This is a genomic window from Nocardia sp. NPDC050712 (assembly GCF_040654295.1).
Classification (GTDB): domain Bacteria; phylum Actinomycetota; class Actinomycetes; order Mycobacteriales; family Mycobacteriaceae; genus Nocardia.
The window spans coordinates 391755-415431 of record NZ_JBFAHT010000001.1 but is presented as its reverse complement, the minus strand read 5'-3'; the positions used below and the strand labels follow the sequence as shown (position 1 = coordinate 415431).

Sequence of the window (23677 nt, the reverse complement as noted above, 5' to 3'; positions counted from 1 at the left end):
CGGAGAAGGGAGCTGGAGATGGGTCCATTCAGTCCGTTGAGTACAGGCTCGGGGCTTGCGTCGAACGTGCTGCGCTGGCTGGGCACGATCTTCGGGGGTCCGCTGCTGTTCTGAGCTATTCGATGCGGACCAGCACCGCCGCGATGGCCTCGGTCTGCTCGCGCCAGCGGCGCAGCTCGGTGACGCTCGGCGCCAGCTCGTAGTCGTGATGGTGGGCGGCCCGCGACAGCGCCGCCCACACCGTCGCGACCTGCGCGGCGGTGTCCGGCCCGGCGTAGACGCGCAGGGCCAGCAGCTGCGCGCGCATCGGGCAGCGCGCCAATTCCGGTGTGGTGCGCAGCCACAGCTGATCGACCGCCTGCTCCAGGGCCAGGCGCAGAATCCACGCGGTCGCGCGGGACCACACCCCGCCCGCGTCGGTGACGTCGCCGTCCAGGAGCCGGTCCACGGCCTCGAAGCGTTCGGCCACCGTCGGGCGTGGTGGCCGGCGCCTGGGGCGGCGCGAGCGCGACGGACGGCGGGACGCGCTGGAACCGTGGTGCCGCGGGCTGGTCATTTGCCCAGCCAGGCGATGAGCCGCTCGGTGCTCGTGATCAACTCCCGCATGGTGCGATCGATCGGCACGTGCGCGGCGGCCGTGACATCGCGCAGCGCCGGGACCAGCCATTTCTCCTCGGTGGCGAGATGGGCGTTCAGGTGGTCGACGTTGTAGGTCACCCCCATCACCGCCAGCGCCACCATGGCCCGGGTGGTGTGCGCCGCCTCCAAATGGCGTTCCACCTCGCGATGGTGCATGCCCGCGGCGAGCAGCGTGTGCCGCGCCCGGGCCTGGCTGGCGGCCTCCACCGCGGAGCGGCAGCAGGTGGCGACGAGTTCGTCGGCGATGGCGGGCGGCAACTGCGGGGTGCGCACCAGCGAGCGTGCGTCGTCCAGGTAGCGGCGCACCGGATCGCTGGAGACCCGCACCTCCACCACCGACCGCTCCCGCCGCTGCACCTCCACCACCCGGGCCGCGAGCTGCATCCGGCGCACCGCCTCGGCCAGCCGCTCGTCGTGGGTGAACACGATCACCTGCCGGGTCGCGGCGACCGCCGCCAGCACCCGGGCCAGGCCGTCCACCTTCGCCGGATCCATGGCCTGCACCGGATCGTCGATCATGACGAAGCGGAACGGGCTGTGCTCGACGGTGGCCCGCGGCAGGAACAGCGACAGGCCGAGCGCGTGCAGTTCGCCCTGGCTCATCACGCCGAGCGCGGCGCTCTCCACCTCGTCGACGGTGACGTCCAGCAGTACCCGGCGCGCGGTTCCGGTGTTGCCCTGCAAGCGAATTCCGCCCAGTTCCACGTTGCTCTGCTGGCGCAGCGTGCGCCACACCCAGCGCGCGGTGGTCTCCAGCGGCGACATGCGCTCGTCGCGCAGACCCGAGGTGGCCGACTTCAGCCAGTCCTCGGCGCGTTTGACGGTGCGCAATTCGCCGGCCCGCAGGGCGACCTGGCGCGCGGTGTCCAGCCAGCTCGCGATGCGCGGCACCAGCGGGGCCCACACCTCGTCGAGCCGGTCCAGTTCCTTGCGGGTGCCCTGTTGCAGCAGCGCCAGTTCGTCGACCAGCCGGGCGTGCGCGCCGCGCAACCGCTGGGGCAGATCGGGGGTGTAGTCGGCGGCGGTCAGCGCGGCCCAGTCCGACCAGGCGCGGTGGACCGCGGTGGTGTCGACGGTCGGCGGGTTGCGCGGATCGAAATCCAGTTCCGCCGGAACCTGATCCGGCAGCGCCCGCGCGGCGCGGGTGGCCTCGCGTAGTCGGGTCTGCGCGGTGGTGAGCGCGTCCACCCGCGCGGCCAGCTGCGCGATCTCGGCGTCGGCCGCGCGGGCCCAGGCCGCGTCCAGGGTGCCGCGCCCGCACACCGGGCAGGCGCAGTCGCCACTGGCGTCGGCGTGAATCCTGGCGCGGCGCAACAACTCCAGCACCCGCAGGTCGGCTTCGGCGTCGGCGGTGGCGTCGCGGGCCAGGTCGGCGCCGCAGGCGGCGAGCCGGTCGGCGATCTCCTCCACCTGCTCGCTGGTGGGCAGCGCGAGCCGGACGATGGCGCGCAGGCCGTCCGGGCCGTCCGCGTCGTCGGTGCGGCCGGACATGTGGCGGCCCACCGCGTTCAGGTCGGGCTGGGCCGGGCGCAGCAGTTTGGCCATCCGGGTGGCGCGATCGTCGGCGAGCGCGTCCAGGGCGTCGACCAGGGCGACGCGCTCCACCCGGGAATCGCGCGCCGCGCGCTCCAAAGCCAAGCGGCGGGACCGGATTCGCTCCTGCGCGACGGTCAGTTCGTCCAGCCCGAGCAGCTGGTGCAGCGCGTCGAACAGATCGCTGGGCTTGCCGTCGACCAGCGCGCCGAGCTCGCTGTAGGACAGGAACGGGCGGTACAGCTCGAGCACCGGCGACCAGCGGGTCGGATCGAAGCGCGAATTCGCCCGCGCCCGGCGGTTTTCGGTCCAGCGGGCCTCGGCCAGCTGCGCGTCGGGGCCCCACTCCTTGACGATGGTGATCTCGGGATCGCTACCGGCGGTGAGCAATTGCAGCTCGATCCGGGTGGTGTCGCCGGCGTGCAGATTGCGCCAGCCTTCCCGCCAGGCCGCGGATCGGCCGTCCCAGCGGCGATTACCGCCGGTCAGCGCGAGCTCGGCGGCCTCGGCGAAACTCGATTTGCCGCTGCCGTTGCGGCCCACCACCAGCGTCAGGCCCGGGCCGGGGGCCAGCTCCAGCGTCGTCTCCGGGCCGATGCCGCGGAAACCGCAGACCCGGATGGCTTTCAGGAAGATGCCCGTGTCCGCGAAACCGATTGTCCGGTCCTCGGTTTCGACGCCACCCAGCGCGCGCAGCACGGCGTGCACGACATCGGGGGTGACCGCGGGATCCTCGGCAAGGCGGCGTGCCACCACCTCGGTCAGGCGCGGTACCGCCTCGGTGGCCGCATCGGCCATACGAAAACCCTCCACCCCGATCGGCAAATTCGAGCGAAACGCTACCCGACAGCGGGATTTTCGCCCACCGTAGGCGGGGGCCGGAAACAAGCCTCCGAATCTGCCCGCGGGGATGGTATGGCCATCGAATGAACCCCCCGCACTCGATGTCCACCCCTCGCCAACCCACGCGGGCAGCTCGAAGTGTGGCACCCGAATTGGGTGGCTCGGACGGAGCCGAACAGAACAGAATGCCAGATATCGGACATCCAGCGCAAGAGGGCGGTTCCAGTCGAATCCGGCGGGCGCGCAGCGGGGTCCGCGGCGACGGCTGTCGCTTGTCGGTGGCGTCGGGTAGGAATTCGGTCAACAGAGGAGATGGGGGCGCCATGAACCAGGACCGATCCGGAGCCGCTCGATGAGCGCCGCGCCGGCCGACGCGCAGGTGGGGCCGCCCGGCACGGCGGCCGCGCGGCAGCGCGAGGTGCGGGTCGCGGCCGGGCTGGCCGAGCTCGACATCTGGCTCGGGGATCAGGTGCGCACCGGGCTCGCCCAATCCGATCGATCCCAGCGCGCCTTCGCCGCGATCGCGGCGCGCATGGTCGACGCGCAGGCGCCCGGCGTGGCGGCGATGCTGCGCCGGCTGCCGGAGCTGCTGGCGGGCCGCACCGACTGGCCCGGCCTACTACTGCGCGAGTACGCGCGCCTGCATCTGCTCGTCGCCGCCCACCGCCGCCTCGACGACCTCCCCGCGCCCCTGCGCGCCAGCGTCCGCACCCACATCGGCTATCCCACCCGCACGGCGAGCGTGCGCGAAGAACCCACCGTGCGCGACCAGTGGATGGTGCTCGGCGTCCGGATCACCGAGGAGGAACGCCTGCACACCCGCCGAACCTGGTTGCGCGGCCGCCGAAGCGGGCGCTGGGCCCTGCTGGTCGACCACAGTTTCGGTACCGCCGAGTTCCCGAAGAACACCCCCGCGCTGGGCTTGGCGGCCGAGGCGGACCTGCACTACTACCCGGCCGCGGCACCCCTGCGCGCCCTGTGGGGCGAGCGCTACGGCGCGGACGAGCCGTTCACCACGATTCCCCGTCTACCCGCCCCCACGACGCCCGCTCGGGATGCCGATCCACAGAACGCCGGGCCCGTTGCCGCCGCCTTGGCGGCGCAAGCGCACGCGTTGGCTGCCGACCCGTGGTTGTGGGCGTGGCCGGTCCTCGTCCCCGACGTCGTGCCGGTCACCGGCGAGAACGGCTGGCAGGTAGCCGAAGCCGATGGTTCGGCGCTGCCGCTGGCCGAGGGCGCCCGCCCCTGGCAGTTGCTCGCGATCTCCGGCGGGCACCCGGTCACCGTGATCGGCGAGTGGACGGCCGCCGGGCTGGTGCCGATGTCGGTGTTCACCAGCGGCGAGGTGCTCGATCTCGAGCCCGAGAGCGCCCGCGGTGCGGCGGCTTTCGGCAGCGAGCACCTGACTTCGGTCGCGTTGCTCGGCACCGCGCGGCGGGCGGTGGACATCGCACAGCTGCAAGCTTCGGTCGGCGCGGTATCGGGCCGGTTGTCCGGCGATCCGGCGGCGCTGCTGCTCGAATCGGTCGCGCTGCACGACGCGTTCACCCGCGGCGGCGCGCTCGCCACCACCGCCGAGCTGCCGGCGCCCGCACCCGACGATTCCCGTCGGCTGCTACCGGCCGCCGCGGCCCGGCGGCTGGCCACCATGCTGCGGGAGCGCTCGGTGTTCCTGCCGGAATGGTTCGAAGCGGCAGCGCCCCGGGACTTCCGGGCGCCCGAGGCGCTGTCGGCCCTGCTGCTCGAGCAGGCCAGCGCGCACGCCGGATTGCGCCCGCTGCTGCTGCGCCTGGCCGGCCCGCGCGGCCGGTGGCTGGCGGCGCGGCATCCGGACTGGCGAAAACTGGAGTGGCCGAATCTTTCCGAGAGTGCCTTGCTCGCGACCGAGGAGATCTGGCGCACCGGGAAGCCGGCCCAGCGGCTGGCCTGGCTCACCCGTTTGCGCGAGCAGCATCCGGATGCGGCCCGCGAGGCGCTCGCCCAGGCCTGGCCGAAAGAATCCGGAACGCTGAAAGCCGAACTGCTGGACGTACTCTCGACAGAGCTGTCGGCGAAGGACGAGCCGCTACTCGAAGCCGCGCTGGACGATCGCCGCGCCGACGTCCGCCGCACCGCCTCCGGGCTGCTCGCGCTGCTGCCGGATTCGGCCTTCGCCCAGCGCATGACCACCCGCGCACAGGCCTGGATCGACATCCAATCCGCACCCGGCGGAACGGCATTCGTTCTGCACCTCCCCGACCCGCTCGACGCCGACGCCCGCCGCGACGGAATCTTCGACCGCCCGGTCGAATTCACCTACCGCTGGAACGGCACCCCCGACCCCACTGCCGGCCGACTCCGGCAACTGGTTGCCGCGACCCCGCTCCCCCACTGGCAAACGCTGCGCGGCCCGGCCACGCCCCAGGACGTCATCCGGGTGGGCGTGCAGGAGCGGTTCCGGCAGCCGATGTTCGACGGGTGGGTGGATGCGGCGCTGGCGCAGCATGATTCGGGCTGGGCCAAGGCGCTGTTCGAGGCCGGTGTGCCCTCGGATGTGGCGCTGCTGCGGCGCCGCGAGCTCTTCGCGCTGCTGCCCGAGGACGATCGGGTGCGGCATCTGCTGCGGCTGGACGGGGCCTGGTTCTCCGAGATCGAGGCGCTACTGCCCGCGATGGGGCATCCATGGCCGGATCCGCTGGCCCAGCATGTCTTGCTGCTGCTGTTCGAGCGGTCCCGGGTCGCGGCGCAGCGGGTCGGCGCGCACGGCGCCGGTCCGGCGGCGCACCGGTCCCTGCTGGTCGCGGCGGCCGCGCACCTGCCGGCCACCGCGGCCGGGATGGCCGAGGTGCTGGCCCGGCGTTGCGAAGACCCCGGCTGGCGGCAAGCATTCGATCGGCTCACCCGCGATCTCACCCACCGCTCGATGATGCTCGAGGAGTTGCAGTGACCACTACCGATCTCGTGCCGGAGCTGCTGCGCCCGCACGCCGAACAGACCTACGCCGCCGAACTGGCGACCCTCGCCGCCACCGACGACCGCCCGCGCCCGCCCGGCTGGCGGCTCTCGCCGTGGGCCGTGGTCACCTATCTGCTGGGCGGTGTGCTCGACGACGGCACCGTGATCAGCCCGAAGTACGTCGGCCCGCGCCGCCTGATGGAGGTGGCGGTCGCCACCCTGGCCACCGACCGCGCGCTGCTGCTGCTCGGGGTGCCGGGAACGGCCAAAACCTGGGTCTCGGAGCATCTTTCGGCCGCCGTCAGCGGTTCGTCGACGCTGCTGGTGCAGGGCACCTCGGGCACCGCCGAGGAGGCCATCCGCTACGGCTGGAATTACGCGCGCCTGCTCGCCGAGGGCCCGAGCGAGGGCGCCCTGGTCGCCTCGCCGGTGATGACCGCGATGCGCACGGGCGCCATCGCCCGCATCGAGGAGCTCACCCGCATCCCCTCCGATGTCCAGGACGCGCTGATCACGGTGCTGTCGGAGAAGACACTGCCGGTACCCGAACTCGGCATCCAGGTGCAGGCCGCCAAGGGTTTCAATCTCATCGCCACCGCGAACGATCGCGATCGCGGCGTCAACGAGCTCTCCTCGGCACTGCGCCGCCGGTTCAACACCGTCGTGCTGCCGCTGCCCGCCAGCGAGGACGACGAGGTAGCCATCGTCACCCGGCGCGTCGAACAGCTCGGCGCCGCACTGGAACTGCCCGCAGTTCCGGTCGCCGACGAGGTGCGCCGGGTGGTCCGGGTCTTCCGCGAACTCCGTTCCGGCAGCACCGCCGACGGCCGCACCGCCCTCAAATCCCCGTCCGGCACGCTGTCCACCGCCGAGGCCATCTCGGTCATCACCAACGGCATCGCCCTGTCCGCGCACTTCGGCGACGGCACGCTGCGCCCGGCCGATGTCGCCGGTTCGGTCCTCGGCGCGATCGTCAAGGACCCCGTCGCCGATGCCGTCGTCTGGACCGAATACCTGGAGGCCGTGGTCCGCGAACGCCCCGAGTGGGCCGACTTCTACCGCGCCTGCCGCGAGATCAGCGGCTGATGACCGCCCCGGACCAGGACGACGCCGAGGCGGTCACCCGCGTCTTCGGCATCCGCCACCACGGCCCCGGATCCGCGCGTTCACTTCTGCTGGCACTCAACGACTTCCGCCCGGACTCGATCCTGATCGAGGGCCCCGCGGACGCGGACCCGCTCGTCGGCTTCGCCGCCGCCGAGGGCATGACCCCGCCGGTCGCCTTGCTCGCCTACGTCCCGGACCAGCCGGCCCGCGCCGCCTTCTGGCCCTTCGCCGTGTTCTCCCCCGAATGGCAGGCCCTGCACTACGCCGCGGAACACGCGGTGCCCGTGCGCTTCTGCGATATCCCGGCCGGCACCGTGCTGGCCACCCGGGAGGAATCCGGTGACAGCGTCGACCCGGTCGCCGAACTCGCGGCCGCGGCCGGCCACGAGGACACCGAACGCTGGTGGGACACCGTCCTCGAATCCGCACCGCACCTGGACGCTTTCGACGCCATCACCGAGGCCATGGCCGTCCTGCGCCAGCCCGCCGGGACCGGTTCGAACGCGATGCCGCGGGTGGACGCGCACACGTTGCTGCGCGAGGCGTACATGCGACAGGTGCTGCGCAAGACGATCAAGGGCGGCGCGCGGCGGGTGGCCGTGGTGTGCGGAGCGTGGCACGCCCCCGCGCTCGAGGGCGAGCTGGGGCCCGCCGCGCCGGATGCGCGGCGGCTCAAAGGGTTACCGAAAGTGAAGGCGACGGTGACGTGGGTGCCGTGGACGCATTCGCGGCTGGCGACCGCGTCGGGGTACGGGGCCGGTATCGATTCGCCCGGCTGGTACCACCATTTGTTCACCGCGCCCGAACAGCCGGTGGCGCGCTGGCTGACCCGGGTGGCGGGCGTGCTGCGGGCTCATGACCTGCCGGTGTCGAGCGCGCACGTCATCGAATCGGTGCGGCTGGCCGAGACTTTGGCGGTGCTGCGCGAGCGGCCGCTGGCCGGGCTGCCGGAGGTGACCGAGGCGGTGCGGTCGGTCATGTGCGGTGGCGAAGAGGCCCTGGTGCGGGTCGTCGACGCCGAACTGGTCGTCGGCGAGGCGCTCGGTTCGGTGCCCGAGGGCGTGCCCGCGGTGCCGCTCGATGCCGATCTGCGCGCCCGGATCCGCACCCTGCGCCTGAAGCAGGAGCCACAGGCCAAAGCGCTGGATCTGGATCTGCGCAAGGACCGGGAGCGGCAGCGCTCGCAGCTGCTGCACCGGTTGCGGCTGCTCGGAATCCCCTGGGGCATCGCGGTATCGAGCGATATCCGGGGCACCGGCACCTTCCGCGAGAGCTGGTCGCTGCGCTGGCGCCCGGAGTTCGCGGTCGCCGTCATCGAGGCTTCGCGCTGGGGCACCACGCTCGCCACCGCGGCCACCGCCAAGGTGCTCGACGCCGCCGCCCGCCCCGGCACCGGGCTCGCCGATCTCACCGAGGCCCTGGAATCGGCGCTGCTGGCCGACCTCGGCCCCGCCACCACCGGTCTGATCACCCGGTTGGAAACCGTTGCGGCACTGGATCACGATGTCACCCACCTGCTCGCCGCGCTGCCCGGCCTGGTCGGCACGCTGCGCTACGGCGATGTCCGCGGCACCGACACCACCGCGCTGACCCACGTCGCCGACAGCCTGCTGGTGCGCATCTGCGCGGGCCTGCCGGGCGCGGTCACCGGCCTGGACACCACCGCCGCCGAGCATCTGCGCGACCAGCTCGATGCCGCCCACACCGCCATCCACACCCGCGACAACCCGTGGGCCGGTGCCGAGTGGCTGGCCGCCCTGCATCGGCTCGCCGACCGCGAGGACGTGCACGGCGCGCTGGTCGGCCGCACGGTCCGCCTGCTGTCGGACGCCGGGCGCATCGATGAATCCGAGTCCGCCCGCAGGCTTTCCGCCGCCCTGTCCGTCGGGCACAGCCCGGCCGCCAAGGCCGCCTGGATCGACGGCTTCCTCGGCAGCCGCGGTCTGCTGCTCGTGCACGACCGAGAACTGCTGCGGCTCATCGACGCCTGGCTGCACAGCCTGACCCCGGACCAGTTCGTCGAGACCCTGCCGCTGTTGCGCCGCACCTTCGGCTCCTTCGAACCCGGCGAACGCCGCGCCATCGCCCAGGCCGTCCGCCACACCGAAACCGCGCCCAGCACAACAACTCCCACCGCCGACCAGTTCCGCGGCATGCCCGCGCTGACCACGGTCGCCGAAATACTCGGAGCCACCCGATGAGCGGACACGACACGACCGAGCCCACGACCACCGCGGACGAGCAGGCCCGCCGCTGGCGACTGGTGCTGGGCGCCGCCGCCGAGGCGGAGGCCGGTGGGCTGGCCGACGCCGACGATCTGGCGATGGATCAGGCCCTGGGGAGCCTGTACAACGCCGGGGACGCCGAGGGCAAGCGGGCGGGCGGCCTCGGCGGCTCCGCGCCGCGGGTGGCGCGCTGGCTCGGCGATATCCGGCGCTATTTCCCCTCGACGGTGGTCGAGGTGCTCCAGCGCGACGCCGTGGATCGGCTCGAATTGACCCAGCTGCTGCTGGAGCCGGAACTGCTCGAGGCCGTGCAGCCGGATGTGCACCTGGTCGGCACGCTGCTCGGCCTGAACTCGGTGCTGCCCGAAACCACGAGGGCGACTGCGCGTGTCGTGGTGCATCAGGTGGTGCGGGCGATCGAACAGCGGATCGCCGCGCACACCCGGGCGGCGGTGTCGGGTGCGCTGAACCGCGCGGCCCGCACGACCCGGCCCAAGCCCCGGGATATCGACTGGGACAAGACCATTCGCAAGAATCTCGCGCACTACCTGCCCGAGCAGCGCACCGTGGTGCCCGAGCGCCTGGTCGGGTACGGGCGCACCGCGCAGGCGGTCCGGCGCGATGTGGTGCTGGCGATCGACCAGTCCGGGTCGATGGCGGCCAGTGTCGTCTACGCGTCGGTGTTCGGCGCGGTGCTGGCCTCGATGCGCGCGCTGCGGACCTCGCTGGTCGCCTTCGACACCGAGGTCGTCGATCTCACCGAGCACCTCACCGACCCGGTGGACGTGCTGTTCGGGACCCAGCTCGGCGGCGGCACCGACATCAATCAGGCGCTGGCCTACTGCCAGTCGCTGATCACCCGGCCCGCCGAGACGCTGTTCGTGCTGATCTCGGATCTGTACGAGGGCGGTATCCGGGCGGAGATGCTGCGCCGGATCCACGCGATGCGCGAATCCGGAGTTCAGGTGCTGGTGCTGCTGGCCCTCTCCGATGACGGCGCGCCCGCCTTCGACCACGACAACGCGGCCGCCCTGGCCGCACTCGGCGTCCCCGCCTTCGCCTGCACACCCGACGCTTTCCCGGAGCTGCTCGCCGTCGCGATCGATCGCGGCGATGTGCACGCCTGGGCGCAGACGCGTGCGCGCGACCGGTAGCGACGCCGAGGTCCCCCGGGCGAAACCCGGGGGACCTCGGGCCGGCAGCTCAGAGGAGCGCGCCCACCAGCTCCAGCACCGTCACGACGGCGCCGAGCACACTGGTCACCACGGACAGTGCGGAGAGCACGAATTCCATCAGGACCCGAAGGCCGACAGCTGGCTCGCGAGATCGAGCACGGAGGTGACGAGGGTCAGAACGGTCTCCAGAATTACCATGACAGGTGCTCCTCGGTCGGGGATGGCTAACTTTCAGCTAACCGAGCGTAGCGGCGAGACCCGCACTGACGTGGGATTTTGGCGCCTGCATCGGGACAGTCCCCCGTCGCCCGCGCCGGAGTTGGATAGGCTCCAAGCGTTGGGCTCGCTGGATGTGGGGGGCACGGATGTTGCGCCGTGGTGATGTATTCGCCGGCTTCGTGATCGAACGCGAGCTGGGCCGCGGCGGCATGGGCGCGGTCTACGCGGCCCGCCATCCCCGGCTGCCGAAACTCCTGGCGCTCAAGCTCCTGCACCGGGAACTGTTCGGCGACAACGAGACCCGCACCCGCTTCGAACGCGAAGCCGATCTGGTCGCCCAGCTGGATCACCCGAACATCATCACCGTGTTCGATCGCGGCGTCGAGGACGAGCACCTCTGGATCTCGATGCAGTACGTCGACGGCGTCGACACCTCGGCGGTGCCGGTGAACGCGATGCCGGTGGCGCGGGCGATGCAGATCCTGCACCAGACGGCGGGCGCGCTCGACTACGCGCACAGCCAGGGCGTCCTGCACCGGGATGTGAAGCCGGCCAATATCCTGCTGTCCCGCTCGGCCGGTGTCGGTCCCGGCTTCACCGAGCGGGTGCTGCTCACCGATTTCGGGATCGCGAAGCTGCTCGGCGACGCCGGCGGTCTCACCCGCACCGGCACGCTGGTCGCGACCCTGGCCTACGCCTCGCCGGAGCAGCTCACCTCCGCGCCGGTCGACCACCGCGCCGACCAGTACTCGCTGGCCTGCACCATGTTTCGCATCCTGACCGGCACCGGCCCGTTCGACGCCGCGAATATCGCGGCGGTGGTCTGGGGGCACGTGAAGACACCGCCGCCCTCGCTGCGCACCGCCCGCCCCGACCTGCCCGCCGCCCTGGACCCGGTGCTGGCCAAGGCCATGGCCAAGGACCCGGACCAGCGCTTCCGCACCTGCTGCGATTTCGCCGAGGCGGCCCTGGAGGCGTGGCGCAAACCCCGGCCGACCCGGGATATCCCCAGGATTCCCCAGCCGGATCGCGAGCCGCCGAAAGCGCCGCCGGCCGAGCCGATTCGGCCGAGTTCGCTGCGCGCGGTCGCCGATCGGGTGCACGGCTGCCTGCTCGGCGGCGCGGTCGGCGACGCACTGGGCGCACCGGTCGAAAACCTGCCGCTGGCCGACATTCGCCGGCGCTACGGCCCGAACGGGGTGATCGGCGACCCGTTCGACGGCGCCATCTCCGAGGAGACCCAGCTCGCGCTGTTCACCGTCGAAGCCCTGATCAAGGGTTCGGTCCGGGCCCGCGCCAAGGGCGGGATCGGCGGCGCGACGCTCGGCCTGATGCAGCAGGGCTTCCTGGTGTGGCTGCGCGGTCAGGGCGTCGAGCTCCCCGAGCAAGAATTGCACAGCCGGCTGGCGGCCCATCCGGAACTGCTCGCGCAGCGCGGGTCCGGGCTCGCCGCCGTCTCGGCGTTGCAGCGCGCGGGCGCCCGCGCAAAGCCCGCCGAGCCGCTGGGCACCCGCGCCAACCCGGTCAACGACTCCAAGGGCTGCGCCGCGGTGGCGCGCTCCGCACCGTGCGGCTTCGGCTATCTGCTCGACCGCACCGGCTTGGCGGTCGAGTTCGTCTTCGAATTGGGTTGCGACGCCGCGGCACTCACCCACGGTCATCCGAGCGGCTGGCTGCCGGCGGGCGCCCTGGCGGTCATCGTCTACGAGCTGGTCCGCGGCACCGACCTGCGCGCCGCCGTGCACCGGGCCCGGGCCGAGCTCCGCAAATACGAACGGCACGAGGAGACTTCGGCCGCGCTGGATGCCGCGCTGCGGCTCGCCGATCGCGTCGGCCCGCGCCCGCCCCGCCCGGAGGACCTGGAAACCCTGGGCCCCGGCTGGATCGGGCCGGAGGCGCTGGCCATCGGCGTCTACGCGGCGCTGGCCGCCCAGACGGCCGGCGGCTCCGCCGAACAGATCCTGCGCACCGGAATCCTGCTCGCGGTCAACCACTCCGGCGACAGTGACGCCACCGGCGCGATCTGCGGCAGCATCCTGGGCGCCTGCTTCGGCGCCTCCGCGATTCCGCGCCCCTGGCGTGGGGTCGACGTAGGCACCGTCATCGAGGGGCTCGCCGGTGACTATTGCAGCGAATTCGGCCCGAATCCGCCCAGCGGGGATTACGGCGGGCCCAGCGAGGAGTGGTTCCACCGTCACATGGCCTGAGCGGGTCGTACGCGAACGGGCGCCGGAACCATGAGGTCCCGGCGCCCGTGAACGGTTGCGCTGCTACAGATCCGCGATAGCCGCCAGCGGGGGCGTACGCGCCGCCTGGATACCGGGCCACAGCGCCGCGAGGACGCCGATAACGCCGGAACTGACCAGAACCAGGAGCAACTGGGTCCACGGCACGGCGATCTGGTCCAGCCCGAATTCGCTGAGCGTGCGCAGGAATCCGTAACCGAGGCCGATGCCGAGCAGCACGCCGACGATGGCGCCGAACACCGCGATCAGCATCGATTCCAGGTAGATGGTGCGCCGGACCTGGGCCCGCGCCGTGCCCACCGCACGCAGCATGCCGATTTCCCGGCGCCGCTCGACCACCGACAGTGCCAGCGTGTTGATGACGCCGATGATGGCGATGACCACGGCGAGCCCGAGCAGGCCGTACAGGATGGCCAGCAGCATATTGATCTGCTGGGCCTGGGTGCCCTTGAACTGTTCCGGGTCCTGCACCTGCGCCAGCGCGAAATCCTTGACCGCGTTCTCTAGGCTGGCCCGCATCGCGGTCAGATCGGAGCCCGGTTTCGCGGCGACCAGCACGATGAAATTGTTCTGGAAATCGGTCGGCGTGATCTCGGTGAACAAATCGGGCGCGGCCACGAATTCGCCGAGCAGTGTGCTGTTCTCGTAGATCCCGGAGATGGTGACCGGCACCTTCTTCGGCTTACCCTGGTTCTCCGGATCCGGCTGGAACGTGGACAGCTCGATCCGCTGCCCGGCGGTCAGGTTGTGCTCCTCCGCTTCGTCCTGGGAGACCAGGATGTCACCGGGTCCGAGCGTGTCGGTGCCCGAGCGCATGGTGTAGTTCAGCATTCCGCTGATCGGCGCGTCCGGCGAGACACCGCGCATCGAGTCGTCGCCGATCTGCGCGGCGGTACCCCGGAAGCCCACCACCTTGCCGGCCTCGGGCACGCTGGCGCGCACCTTGTCCGGCACGCCGATCGGCAAGCCGATCAACTGATTCTGTGAGGGGCCCACCAGCACGAAATCGGCCCGGACACCCTTGTCGACCAGTTCGTCGACGGTGGCCTTCGCCGAGGCGCCCGCCATGCCGATGATCGACACCAGCATGAGCCCGAGCGTCAGCGCGAAAGCCGTTGCGGCCGTACGGCGTGGGTTGCGCACCGCGTTGTTGCGCGCCATCCGGCCGATCGGGCCGAACGGCCGGGTCAGCACGCCGAGCGCGCGGAGTACGGGCTGCGACAGCGCGGGCCCCGCGAGCAGCACGGCCGCGATCAACGCCACCGCGCCGCCGCCGACCACCTCGGCCGCGACCTTGCCGGTCCACTGCGCGCCGATCCCCACCAGCAGCACGCCGAGCACGGCCAGGCCGGCGCCGATCCGGGTACGCCGCCGCAGCGATTCGCCGATGGCCTTGTACTCCTCGCGCATCGCCTCGACCGGCGGGATCTTCGAGGCCCGCCACGCGGGGGCGCAGGCGCTGATCACCGTGACCAGCAGGCCGACCAGCAGGCCGACCACGATGGTGCGCGGCAGCACCGTCATGGACCCGGTAGGCACGCCCAGCTCGAAGGAGTTCATCAGCCCGGACAGCCCATACGCCAGGCCGATGCCGGCGGCCAAACCCAGTACGCTGCCGACCAATCCGATGACGAACGCCTCCACCACCACCGTCCGGCCCACCTGCGGGCGGCTCGCGCCCACCGCGCGCAGCAGCGCCAGCTCACGCAGCCGCTGAGCGACGATCATGGAGAAGGTGTTGTAGATGATCGAGGTGCTGGCGATCACCGCGATCCCGACGAAGGCGAGCAGGAAGTAGTTGAGGAAGTTCAGGCTCTTGGATACCTGCTCGCGCAGGTCGGCGCGCACCTGATCGCCGTTCTGCACCTTGAAGCCCGGCAGTTCCTTGCCTATCCGGTCGCGCAGCTCGTCGACGCCGACACCCGGCGCGGCGGCGATATCGAGGTACGCCACACTGGTGCCGTTGGTGAACAGCTGCCGAGCCTGGGTGACCTCGAACAGCATGCCGACGAAAAGCCCGGTGTCCGTAGGCATATCGAAGAGCCCGGTGACGGTGACCGGGATCGTGGGCGCCTCCGCCGTGCTCCGCGACGGGACCACGACCTTGGCGCTGTCGCCCACCTTCAGACCGGCGCGAGCGGCCGCGCCGCTGTTGATCGCGATCTCACCGGGTTTACTCGGCGGCACGCCCAGGACGAACTTCTCCGGGTCGCCGACGGCCTGATCGGCCGGCGTGTACGACTGCCCCTGGCTCGGTGCGCCACCGGTCTGGACCGGCTTGCCCTTCGAGTCCAGCAGCACCGCCGGACCGAGCATGCTGGGCTCGACGGCGCGGACGCCCGCGGTGCGCTCCACCTTGTCCACCACCGCGAGCGGGACGCCGAAGGCCTGGCGTTCCTCCGGGCTCACCCGGATGTCGACGCCGACCGCCTCGTTGGCGAAGATGTCGTCGAAGGTGCGCTGCAAGGTGTCGGTGAAGACGAAAGTGCCCGCGACGAAGGCGGTTCCGAGCACCACCGACAACAGGGTCAGGGCCAGGCGGACCTTGTGCGCGGCGAGATTGCGCAAGGCCACCTTGCGCATCGGGCTACCCGGCATCAGACCTGCTCCAGCGACTTCATCCGGTCCAGCACGGAATCCGCGGTAGGCCCGCGCAATTCGGAGACGATGCGCCCGTCCGCGAGGAACACCACCCGATCGGCGAACGACGCCGCGTGCGGCTCGTGGGTGACGATGACGACCGTCTGCCGGAACTCGTCCACCGCGGCCCGCAGAATCGACAGCACCTCACCCGAGGCCCGGGAATCCAGATTGCCGGTCGGTTCGTCGCCGAAGATGATGTCCGGCTTGCCGGCCAGGGCGCGGGCACACGCCACGCGCTGCTGCTGACCACCGGACAGCTCGCTGGGGCGGTGGCCCAGGCGGTCGTTGAGCCCGAGCCGCTTGAGCACCGTGTCCAGCCACTCCCGATCCGGTTCGCGGCCCGCGATATCCAGCGGGAGCGTGATGTTCTCCAGCGCGGTGAGCGTCGGCACCAGGTTGAAGGCCTGGAAGACGAACCCGATCCGATCCCGGCGCAAGGCCGTCATCTGCTTGTCGGTGAGGCCGGAGAGATCGGTGTCGCCGATCCGGACCGTGCCCGAACTGGTGCTGTCGAGCCCCGCGAGGCAGTGCATCAGGGTCGACTTGCCGGACCCGGACGGACCCATGATCGCGGTGAACTCACCCTTCGCGAACTCGGCCGACACCTCGTCCAGGGCCGTGACCTGCGTATCTCCCGAACCATAAACTTTGGACACAGCGATGGCGCGGGCCGCGACATCGATCGGAGCCGCCGTTTCGGCGGTGTCGGTACCCACAGCGTGCGAAGTCATGCCCTCCAGTCTGTCGGGCCCGCCCGCCCCGCGCCATCCGGATTTCCCCTGACTCCCCAGGTAGTAGCACCGGCCGGTACGGTGGCGGGCGGATCACCCGAATCCGGAATGGGTAGGTAAACACGAGTGGCTATTCGCAACGTCGCACTGCGCACCCTGGCGGGCGAGCCGACCACGCTGGCCGAACTGGCCGGCGACAAGGCCGTGCTGCTGGTCAATGTCGCGTCGAAATGTGGTCTGACGCCACAGTATTCGGGCCTGGTCGAGCTGCAGGAGACCTACGGGCCGAAGGGCTTCACCGTGGTCGGCGTCCCGTGCAACCAGTTCATGGGCCAGGAGCCGGGCAGCGCCGAGGAGATCGCGCAGTTCTGCGCCACCACCTACGGCGTCGACTTCCCGCTGCTGGAGAAGATCGAGGTCAACGGCGAGAACCGGCATCCGCTCTACGCCGAACTGGTGCAGACCGCCGACGCCGCGGGCGCGGCGGGCGACATCCAGTGGAACTTCGAGAAGTTCCTGATCGATCGTGACGGCCAGGTGGCCGGGCGCTTCCGCCCGACCGTCACCCCGGACGACGCCGCGCTGCGCGGCGCGGTGGAATCGGTTCTGTAGCACTCAGAGCGGAGCCGAGCGCCACCAGCGCAGCACCTCGTCGATACTGCCCGCGATCCCGTCGGTGTACATCAGGTACTGCCCGCGGGATCCGGTGAACACGGTCACCAGCTTCGGGCCGCTGTTGTTGAATTTGTAACTGGTGTAGGACTTTCCACCATTGGTTTCAGTGGATTTGACGGTGTCGCCGGGCAGGTTGCTCAGCGCGGCTTGGACATCGGCGGCCGCGTTGTACATGTAGATCGTGTAGAACGGGTCGTCGTTGTCGCCGCCGCCGTAGCAGTCCCAGGCGTAGCCCCACTTACCGAAATCCGGTGTGCCGTCGGTCGGATTGGGCGGTGCGCTGGCGGTGTGCGAACTGCAGGTGGCGCCGTTGTATCCGGCGTCGCCGTCGGGGTCGGTGGGGACCATGCTGGAGAACTCCCGGCTGATCGCCTCCACGCTCGCGGTCGTCGCGGGCGAGTTGCTCGCCGAGCTGGTGCTCGTCGCGGACGCCGAGGCGGTGGGCGTGCGGGTGGTGGTCGGGTCGGTGTCGTCGCCGACGACCACGCCGATGACGGCCAGCAGCCCGATCACCAGCACCACCGCGCCCGCGACCACACCCACGATCAGCCCGGCATTGGACTTGCGCGGCGGCCCGCCCGGCCGCTGGATCGGCGGCCGCGGCGGCGCGTTGTAACCGCCCGGCGGGTGATAGGCGTTCTGCTGGGCGTAGCCCGACGTCGGCGCGGTCTGCTGCGGACCGGTCGAGACACCCGGCATGGCGTGCTGGATCATCCGCGGCGCGGGCGTGAGCGCCGTCGGCGCCCCGCTCATCGAATGCGGCCCACTGGCCTGCCCGACCGGATAGGTCGGCTGCTGCGGGCTGGACGGATGCTGACCGCCCGTCGTCGGCAGCTGCGGGGCGGAGGTGTGCGCGGTCGGGAACTGCGGCCCGGTGCCCGGGCGCGGCCCACCGCCGGCCAGCGGCAGCGCCGGCTGACTGCGATCACTGAGCGCCTGCTGCGCGGCCGCCGCGAACTCCGAGCACGAGTTGAACCGGTCGTCGGGGCGCTTGGCCATCGCCTTGGCCAGCACGCCGTCCAGCGCGTAGGGCAGGCCCGGCCGCACACTGCTCAGCGCGGGCGGCGCGGTCTGCAGATGACCCTGGATCACCTGCGCCGGGTTCGTCGAGGCGAACGGGCCGGACCCGGTGAACAGCCAGAACAGCGTGCAGGCCAGCGAATACTGGTCCGAGCGATGATCCAGCGGCGAGCCGGTGAGCTGCTCGAGCGAGGCGTAGGCGAGCGTGGCGGTGAAGGTGCCGGTCTGGGTGAGATGGCCGGTGTCGTCGCGCAATCGGGCGATACCGAAGTCGGTCAGATAGACCCGCTCGCCGCGCCCGCCGCCGGAGCGGGCCAGCAGGATATTGGCCGGCTTCACATCCCGGTGCAGCACGCCCATGCCGTGCGCGTAGTCCAGCGCCTCGCCGGTCTCCTTGATGATCTGCACCGCCCGTGCCGGCGGCAGCGACTGCGGCTCGGCCGAGGCGGCGTCGATCCCGTCGATGTACTGCATGGAGATCCACAGCTGCTCGTCATCGAGGCCGCGGTCGTACACCGTGACGATGTTGGGGTGGTCGAGCCGCGAGACGAGATCCGCCTCCCGTTCGAACCGCGCCCGCACCTCGTCGTCGTGAAACATCTCCCGGTTCAACAGCTTCAGCGCCGTCATCCGCGGAAGTCTCGGATGTTTCGCCAGGTACACCGAACCCATGCCACCGCGGCCGACTTGCCGTTCGATGACATAGCCGGCGAAAACATCACCGCTGGCCAGCATGTCTTGCTCCACTTCTCGCCCGCGCCGGGACCCACCGGCAACAGGCGTACAGCACAGATGCGCGATCAGGGCGTCGCCCGACCACGGAATACGGAAACCCTAGCAGTTGTCACACACCCGTTATGCCCGACGAAGAGGTATCGCGGCCGGACCCCGGGGCGTTCCAAAGGTGACCGAAATAGCGAATGGCTATGACGTATCCCCTGATTCGGCGGCGGGCGGGCGGGTGCGCCGGATCGGCGCGTCCGGCAGCGCGATGGTGATCGGGCGCACCGTCCGGCGGGTGCCCGACGGCGGGCGCTGCGGCACAGCGTTTTCCGCGGCGGCGGTCGGGTCGGTGCGCGGCCGCTCCACCGGGCGGGGCGGATCGGTTCCCCTGGGCGGCAGCGGGTTTCGATCCGAGCTCGGCGGCCTGGCCGGCTCCCCGGCGCGCGGCCCGCCAGGGGCAGGCGAACCGCCCGCGGCAGGCGGCCGACCCGAGACCGGGGGCCGGCCCGCTCCCGGCGGCACCCCGGTCACCCGCGGCAGACTCGTCCGCGGCGGAGCGGCCGGTGGCGGCGAGGCGTGCCCGGCCGGGGGCGGATGCGCCTGCGGATTCGGTGACATCGGCGGCCGGTACCCGGTGTGCGGCCCGTTCGGCCGCGGCGCGTATCCGGGATAGGCACCGGTCGGCGGCGGTCCGTAGCCCGGGCGCGCGGGCGGCGCGTACCCGGTGTAGGACCTGGTCCCCGGCGGCGGATAGCCGACGTGCGGACCGGGACGGGAAAACTGTTGCGGCCCGGTACCGGCCAGCGCCTGCCGGGCCGCCGCCGCGAACTCGGTGCAGCTGGCGAACCGGTCGTCGGGGCGCTTGCCCAGCGCCCGGGCCAGCACGCCGTCCAGCGCGGGCGGCAGCCCGGGCCGCACCTGCCGCAGCGCGGGCACCGGCCCGAACAGGTGACCGTTCATCACCACGGCCGGGTTGCCGCCGCCGAACGGCGGTGTCCCGGTGAGCATCCAGTACAGCGTGCACGCCAGCGAGTACTGGTCGGCGCGGTGATCCAGCGGTGTGCCGCTGAGCTGTTCGGGCGCGGCGTAGGCGAGCGTGGCGGTGATCTGCCCCACCGAGGACAGCGTGTGGTCGGAGTTGCGCGAGGCCGCGATCCCGAAGTCGGTGAGCAGCACCCGTTCCGGCTGCCCGATCGGCGCCTTGGCGAGCAGGATGTTGGCCGGTTTCACGTCGCGGTGCAGCACGCCGTTGGCGTGCGCGAAGTCCAGCGCGGCCGCGGTGTCGGAGATGATGTGCACCGCCCGCGCCGGGGCCAGCGCGTTCACGTCCGCGCCCGCGGCATCGGAGCCGGCCACGAACTGCATGGAGATCCAGAGCTGGTCGTCCTCGGCGCCGCGGTCGTAGACGGTGACGATGTTCGGGTGGTCCAGCTGGGCCACCAGGTCGGCCTCGCGCTCGAACCGCTGCCGGATCTCGTCGTCGGCGTAGAGCTCACGGTCCAGCAGTTTGAGCGCCGTCAGTCGCGGCAGCCGCGGATGCTGCGCCAGGTAGACGGTGCCCATACCGCCCTTGCCGAGCACGCGCTTGACGACATAACCGGCAAAGACCTCGCCAGCATGCAACACAGTGTGTACACCCCCTCATCGGGCCGAGCACGCGGATCCTACCGATGTATCTCGCCGGTCCGCGTTCCTGCAACACCTCGATTATCGCCCCGCTCGCGCCGGTTTGTCGGTGCCCCCGCCTAAGCTCGATGTCATGCGAATTGGAGCTCACGTCCGGGAGGACAGCGACCCGATCGGCCTCGGCGAGAAGCTCGGCGCCGAGGTCGTCCAGTTCTTCGTCGTAGATCCGCAGAGCTGGGACAAACCCGAACCCCATCCGCTGGCCGAGCAGATCAAGGCCAGCGAGATCGACGTGGTGATCCACTCCACGTATCAGATCAACGTGGCGAGCACGAACAACCGGCTGCGCATGCCCTCGCGCCAGGCCGTGGCCCTGCAGGCCGCCGCGGCGGCCGAGCTGGGCGCGTTCGGCCTGGTCGTGCACGGCGGGCATGTCCGCTCCGACGCCGAGCTGGAGGCCGGCGTCGTCAACTGGCGCAAGCTGTTCGAGCGCCAGCAGGACAAGGGCGGCTTCGCGGTGCCGATCCTGATCGAGAACACCGCGGGCGGCAATCACGCCATGGCCCGGCATTTCGATTCCATCGCCCGGCTGTGGGACGCGGTCGGCGAGTTCGGCGCCGGTTTCTGCCTGGACACCTGCCATGCCTGGGCCGGCGGCGAGGAGCTGGTCGGCGTGGTGGACCGGATCAAGGCCATCACCGGCCGTATCGATCTGGTGCACCTGAATTCCTCGCGCGACGAGTTCAATTCCGGCGCCGACCGGCACGCCAATTTCTCCGAGGGCACCATCGATCCGGAGCTGCTCGCCGAGGTCTGCCGCACCGCCGGCGCCCCGGTGATTCTGGAGACTCCGGCCGAGGGCGTCGCCGACGATATCGCCTACCTGCGCGAGCAGGTCGGGTAACTGCTTTCGATCCGGCTGAGGGGAAACCTGTTCGGCCGACGGCCCGCCTGGTGTGCTCGAACACAGCAAACGTTCGAGCGAAAGGCACTCAAATGACCGTCGATTCAGCAACCGCCACTGTGGTGAAACTCGGCAGCCGGATCGGCGCCCGGATCGACGGCGTCCGGTTGAGCGGTGGCCTGGACGCCGACACCGTCGCGCTGATCCAGGACGCGCTGCACGAGCACAAGGTGATCTTCTTCCGCGGGCAGGACCACCTGACCGAGGACGGCCAGTACGAGTTCGCGGAGCTGCTGGGCACGCCCACCACCCCGCACCCGACGGTCACCTCGCGCGGCGTGAAGTCGCTGCCCATCGATTCCGAGTACGGCCGCGCCAACAGCTGGCACACCGATGTCACCTTCGTCGATCGCATCCCGAAGGCCTCGATCCTGCGCGCGGTGCACCTGCCCGAGTACGGCGGCTCGACCACCTGGGCCTCCACCGTCGCCGCCTACGACTCGCTGCCCGACTCGCTGAAGGCGCTCGTGGAGAACCTGCGCGCCCGGCACACCAACGCCTACGACTACGCCGCCGACCGCACCGACCGGCACGCGGCCAACGAGCAGGGCAAGGCCTACCGCGAGGAATTCGAGTCGACCTACTACGAGACCGAGCACCCGGTGGTGCGCGTGCACCCGGTGACCGGTGAGCGCGCGCTGCTGCTCGGGCACTTCGTGAAGGGCTTCGCCGGCCTGTCCGCCGCCGAGTCCTCCGCGCTGTTCCAGCTGCTGCAGAACCGGGTCATCAAGCTGGAGAACACCACCCGGTGGAACTGGCAGCTCGGCGACGTCGCGATCTGGGACAACCGCGCCACCCAGCACTACGCCGTGGACGACTACGACGCCCAGGCCCGCCGCCTGACCCGGATCACCCTGGCCGGTGACATCCCGGTCGGCGTGGACGGCCAGGCCAGCACGATCATCGCCGGCAACGCCGAGCACTACTCGATCGTCGAGGAGACCGCGGCCCAGGCCGCTTGAGATCGATCGGGCCGCACGCCCGGACGCCGCTTCCGGGCGTGCGGCTCCCTCGGCTTCCGTCCCGACCGCGCGGGCCGACCCCTACTGTTGGGGCTGTGACGATGGACATTCGGCCGCTCGACGGGGTGCGGGTACTGGAACTGGGCAACTACGTGGCCGCACCGACGGCCGGGCGCATCCTCGGCGACTTCGGCGCCGAGGTGATCAAGGTGGAGCGCCCCAAAACCGGTGACGAGCTGCGCAATTGGCGGCTCTACGGCGGCGACACCTCGATGCTGTACCGCACCATCAATCGGAACAAGAAGTCCATCACCCTGGATCTGCGCACCGACGCCGGACGGCGGATCGTGCTGGATCTGATCCGGCAGTGCGATGTCCTGCTGGAGAACTTCCGCCCCGGCATCCTGGAGAAGTGGGGCCTGGGCCCGGAGGAGCTCTCGCAGGCCAATCCGGATCTGGTGATCACCCGCATCTCCGCCTACGGCCAGACCGGCCCGCTCGCGCAGCGCCCCGGTTTCGCGGCGGTCGCCGAGGCGGTCGGCGGCCTGCGGGAGCTGGTCGGCGATCCGGACCGCCCGCCGGTGCGGGTGGGTGTGTCCATCGGCGATTCCATCGCGGGCATCTACGCCGCGTTCGGCACCGTGATGGCGCTGTTCCAGCGCGAGCGGGTCGAGCGGGTGCCACTGGAGCAGCGGATCATCGATGTGGCCCTGAACGAATCCATCCTGTCGGTCATGGAATCGCTGGTGCCCGACTACCTGGCCTACGGCATCACCCGCGAGCGCGTCGGCGGCCGCATGGAGGGCATCGCCCCCAGCAACGCCTATCCGTGCGGCGACGGCCTCAGCATCATCATCGGCGGCAACGGCGATGCCATCTTCCAGCGCTACATGCAGGTCATCGATCGGCCGGATCTGGCCGCCGACCCGGATCTCCAGGACAACTGGGGCCGCTGGACCAATCGGGAACGCCTGGACGCCTCGATCGCCGAGTGGACCATCCGGCATACCCGCGACGAAGCGCTGAAGATCCTGGAGGCGGCCGCCATCCCCTGCGGACCGATCTACACCGCCGCCGATCTCGTCGCCGACGAACAGTTGAAGTCGCGCAATATGATTCAGTCCTTCCCGGTGGATGTGGGCGAGCCCGAGCCGAAGGAGGTCGGCTTCACCGGCATCGTCCCGGTCATCGGCGGGCAGTCGCTGCCGATCCGGAACGTGGGCCCCGATCTCGGCGAGCACACCCGCGAAGTACTCACCGGTCTGCTCGGTCTGAGCGCGGCCGAGATCGACGCGCTGAACCCGGTCGCGGAGTGAGCGCCCGGACCGACACGCCGACCCATCCGGGGGCCGGGGGTCGCGCCGCGGCCCGCGCGCCGATAGGGTGCCCCGCATGAGTAGGCGGCGTGGAGG

General features: G+C 71.0%; 15 protein-coding genes. 9 read left to right on the top strand and 6 right to left on the bottom strand.

All coding sequences use genetic code 11. The features are described from left to right. Window positions 1-115 precede the first annotated feature (115 nt). The gene (locus AB0H76_RS01955) at window positions 116-469 is read right to left on the bottom strand and encodes a hypothetical protein (RefSeq protein ID WP_357316022.1); all 354 of its coding nucleotides are present in this window, start codon (window positions 467-469) and stop codon (window positions 116-118) included. 83 nt (window positions 470-552) lie between these two features. Beyond that, window positions 553-2970: an AAA family ATPase gene (locus tag AB0H76_RS01950; RefSeq protein WP_357316020.1), complete on the bottom strand. Its 2418-nt coding sequence runs from the start codon at window positions 2968-2970 to the stop codon at window positions 553-555. 397 nt (window positions 2971-3367) lie between these two features. Between AB0H76_RS01950 and AB0H76_RS01945 the strand changes: the two genes are divergently transcribed. From AB0H76_RS01945 to AB0H76_RS01925, 5 genes are all read left to right on the top strand, one after another. After that, entirely contained in the window at window positions 3368-5941 is a 2574-nt protein-coding gene (locus AB0H76_RS01945) for a DUF5691 domain-containing protein (protein WP_357316017.1), read from the top strand. Next, the gene (locus tag AB0H76_RS01940) at window positions 5938-7035 is read left to right on the top strand and encodes an AAA family ATPase (RefSeq protein WP_357316014.1); all 1098 of its coding nucleotides are present in this window, start codon (window positions 5938-5940) and stop codon (window positions 7033-7035) included. The genes AB0H76_RS01945 and AB0H76_RS01940 overlap by 4 nt, the downstream gene beginning before the upstream one ends. Further along, entirely contained in the window at window positions 7035-9257 is a 2223-nt protein-coding gene (locus AB0H76_RS01935) for a DUF5682 family protein (protein ID WP_357316011.1), read from the top strand. Before AB0H76_RS01940 ends, AB0H76_RS01935 begins: the two co-directional genes overlap by 1 nt. Next, complete coding sequence (locus AB0H76_RS01930; RefSeq protein WP_357316008.1) at window positions 9254-10435, top strand: VWA domain-containing protein; 1182 nt, start codon at window positions 9254-9256, stop codon at window positions 10433-10435. The genes AB0H76_RS01935 and AB0H76_RS01930 overlap by 4 nt, the downstream gene beginning before the upstream one ends. Window positions 10436-10821: 386 nt before the next feature. Further along, complete coding sequence (locus AB0H76_RS01925) at window positions 10822-12882, top strand: ADP-ribosylglycohydrolase family protein (protein ID WP_357316005.1); 2061 nt, start codon at window positions 10822-10824, stop codon at window positions 12880-12882. A 63-nt stretch (window positions 12883-12945) separates the two neighbouring features. On the opposite strand, the gene AB0H76_RS01920 is transcribed toward AB0H76_RS01925, so the two are convergent. Next, window positions 12946-15519: an FtsX-like permease family protein gene (locus AB0H76_RS01920; protein WP_357316003.1), complete on the bottom strand. Its 2574-nt coding sequence runs from the start codon at window positions 15517-15519 to the stop codon at window positions 12946-12948. After that, complete coding sequence (locus AB0H76_RS01915; RefSeq protein WP_357316000.1) at window positions 15519-16295, bottom strand: ABC transporter ATP-binding protein; 777 nt, start codon at window positions 16293-16295, stop codon at window positions 15519-15521. The genes AB0H76_RS01920 and AB0H76_RS01915 overlap by 1 nt, the downstream gene beginning before the upstream one ends. Before the next feature lie 126 nt (window positions 16296-16421). On the opposite strand from AB0H76_RS01915, the gene AB0H76_RS01910 reads away from it, so the two are divergent. After that, window positions 16422-16907: a glutathione peroxidase gene (locus AB0H76_RS01910; protein WP_357315997.1), complete on the top strand. Its 486-nt coding sequence runs from the start codon at window positions 16422-16424 to the stop codon at window positions 16905-16907. Between the two features lie 3 nt (window positions 16908-16910). Here AB0H76_RS01910 and AB0H76_RS01905 read toward each other — a convergent pair whose 3' ends face one another. Both AB0H76_RS01905 and AB0H76_RS01900 read right to left on the bottom strand, forming a co-directional pair. Beyond that, window positions 16911-18725 (bottom strand): protein kinase, encoded by a 1815-nt coding sequence (locus AB0H76_RS01905; protein WP_357315994.1) that lies wholly within the window; start codon window positions 18723-18725, stop codon window positions 16911-16913. Window positions 18726-18914: 189 nt separating this feature from the next. Next, window positions 18915-20339: a protein kinase gene (locus tag AB0H76_RS01900; protein ID WP_357315991.1), complete on the bottom strand. Its 1425-nt coding sequence runs from the start codon at window positions 20337-20339 to the stop codon at window positions 18915-18917. Between the two features lie 133 nt (window positions 20340-20472). Between AB0H76_RS01900 and AB0H76_RS01895 the strand changes: the two genes are divergently transcribed. From AB0H76_RS01895 to AB0H76_RS01885, 3 genes are all read left to right on the top strand, one after another. Then, on the top strand, window positions 20473-21243 hold the full coding sequence (locus AB0H76_RS01895) for a deoxyribonuclease IV (protein ID WP_357315988.1): 771 nt from the start codon (window positions 20473-20475) through the stop codon (window positions 21241-21243). Between the two features lie 92 nt (window positions 21244-21335). Beyond that, window positions 21336-22265 carry a TauD/TfdA family dioxygenase gene (locus tag AB0H76_RS01890; protein ID WP_357315985.1) on the top strand — a complete coding sequence of 310 codons (930 nt, stop codon included), beginning with the start codon at window positions 21336-21338 and terminating at the stop codon, window positions 22263-22265. Window positions 22266-22366: 101 nt separating this feature from the next. Next, window positions 22367-23581 (top strand): CaiB/BaiF CoA-transferase family protein, encoded by a 1215-nt coding sequence (locus tag AB0H76_RS01885; RefSeq protein WP_357320303.1) that lies wholly within the window; start codon window positions 22367-22369, stop codon window positions 23579-23581. Window positions 23582-23677 lie beyond the last annotated feature (96 nt).

Coding starts and splice junctions, on each gene's coding strand:
- AB0H76_RS01950 (WP_357316020.1), bottom strand. CDS start 2,970: ATGGCCGATGCGGCCACCGAGGCGGTACCGCGCCTGACCGAGGTGGTG.
- AB0H76_RS01945 (WP_357316017.1), top strand. CDS start 3,368: ATGAGCGCCGCGCCGGCCGACGCGCAGGTGGGGCCGCCCGGCACGGCG.
- AB0H76_RS01935 (WP_357316011.1), top strand. CDS start 7,035: ATGACCGCCCCGGACCAGGACGACGCCGAGGCGGTCACCCGCGTCTTC.
- AB0H76_RS01930 (WP_357316008.1), top strand. CDS start 9,254: ATGAGCGGACACGACACGACCGAGCCCACGACCACCGCGGACGAGCAG.
- AB0H76_RS01925 (WP_357316005.1), top strand. CDS start 10,822: ATGTTGCGCCGTGGTGATGTATTCGCCGGCTTCGTGATCGAACGCGAG.
- AB0H76_RS01920 (WP_357316003.1), bottom strand. CDS start 15,519: ATGCCGGGTAGCCCGATGCGCAAGGTGGCCTTGCGCAATCTCGCCGCG.
- AB0H76_RS01915 (WP_357316000.1), bottom strand. CDS start 16,295: ATGACTTCGCACGCTGTGGGTACCGACACCGCCGAAACGGCGGCTCCG.
- AB0H76_RS01905 (WP_357315994.1), bottom strand. CDS start 18,725: ATGCTGGCCAGCGGTGATGTTTTCGCCGGCTATGTCATCGAACGGCAA.
- AB0H76_RS01895 (WP_357315988.1), top strand. CDS start 20,473: ATGCGAATTGGAGCTCACGTCCGGGAGGACAGCGACCCGATCGGCCTC.
- AB0H76_RS01890 (WP_357315985.1), top strand. CDS start 21,336: ATGACCGTCGATTCAGCAACCGCCACTGTGGTGAAACTCGGCAGCCGG.
- AB0H76_RS01885 (WP_357320303.1), top strand. CDS start 22,367: ATGGACATTCGGCCGCTCGACGGGGTGCGGGTACTGGAACTGGGCAAC.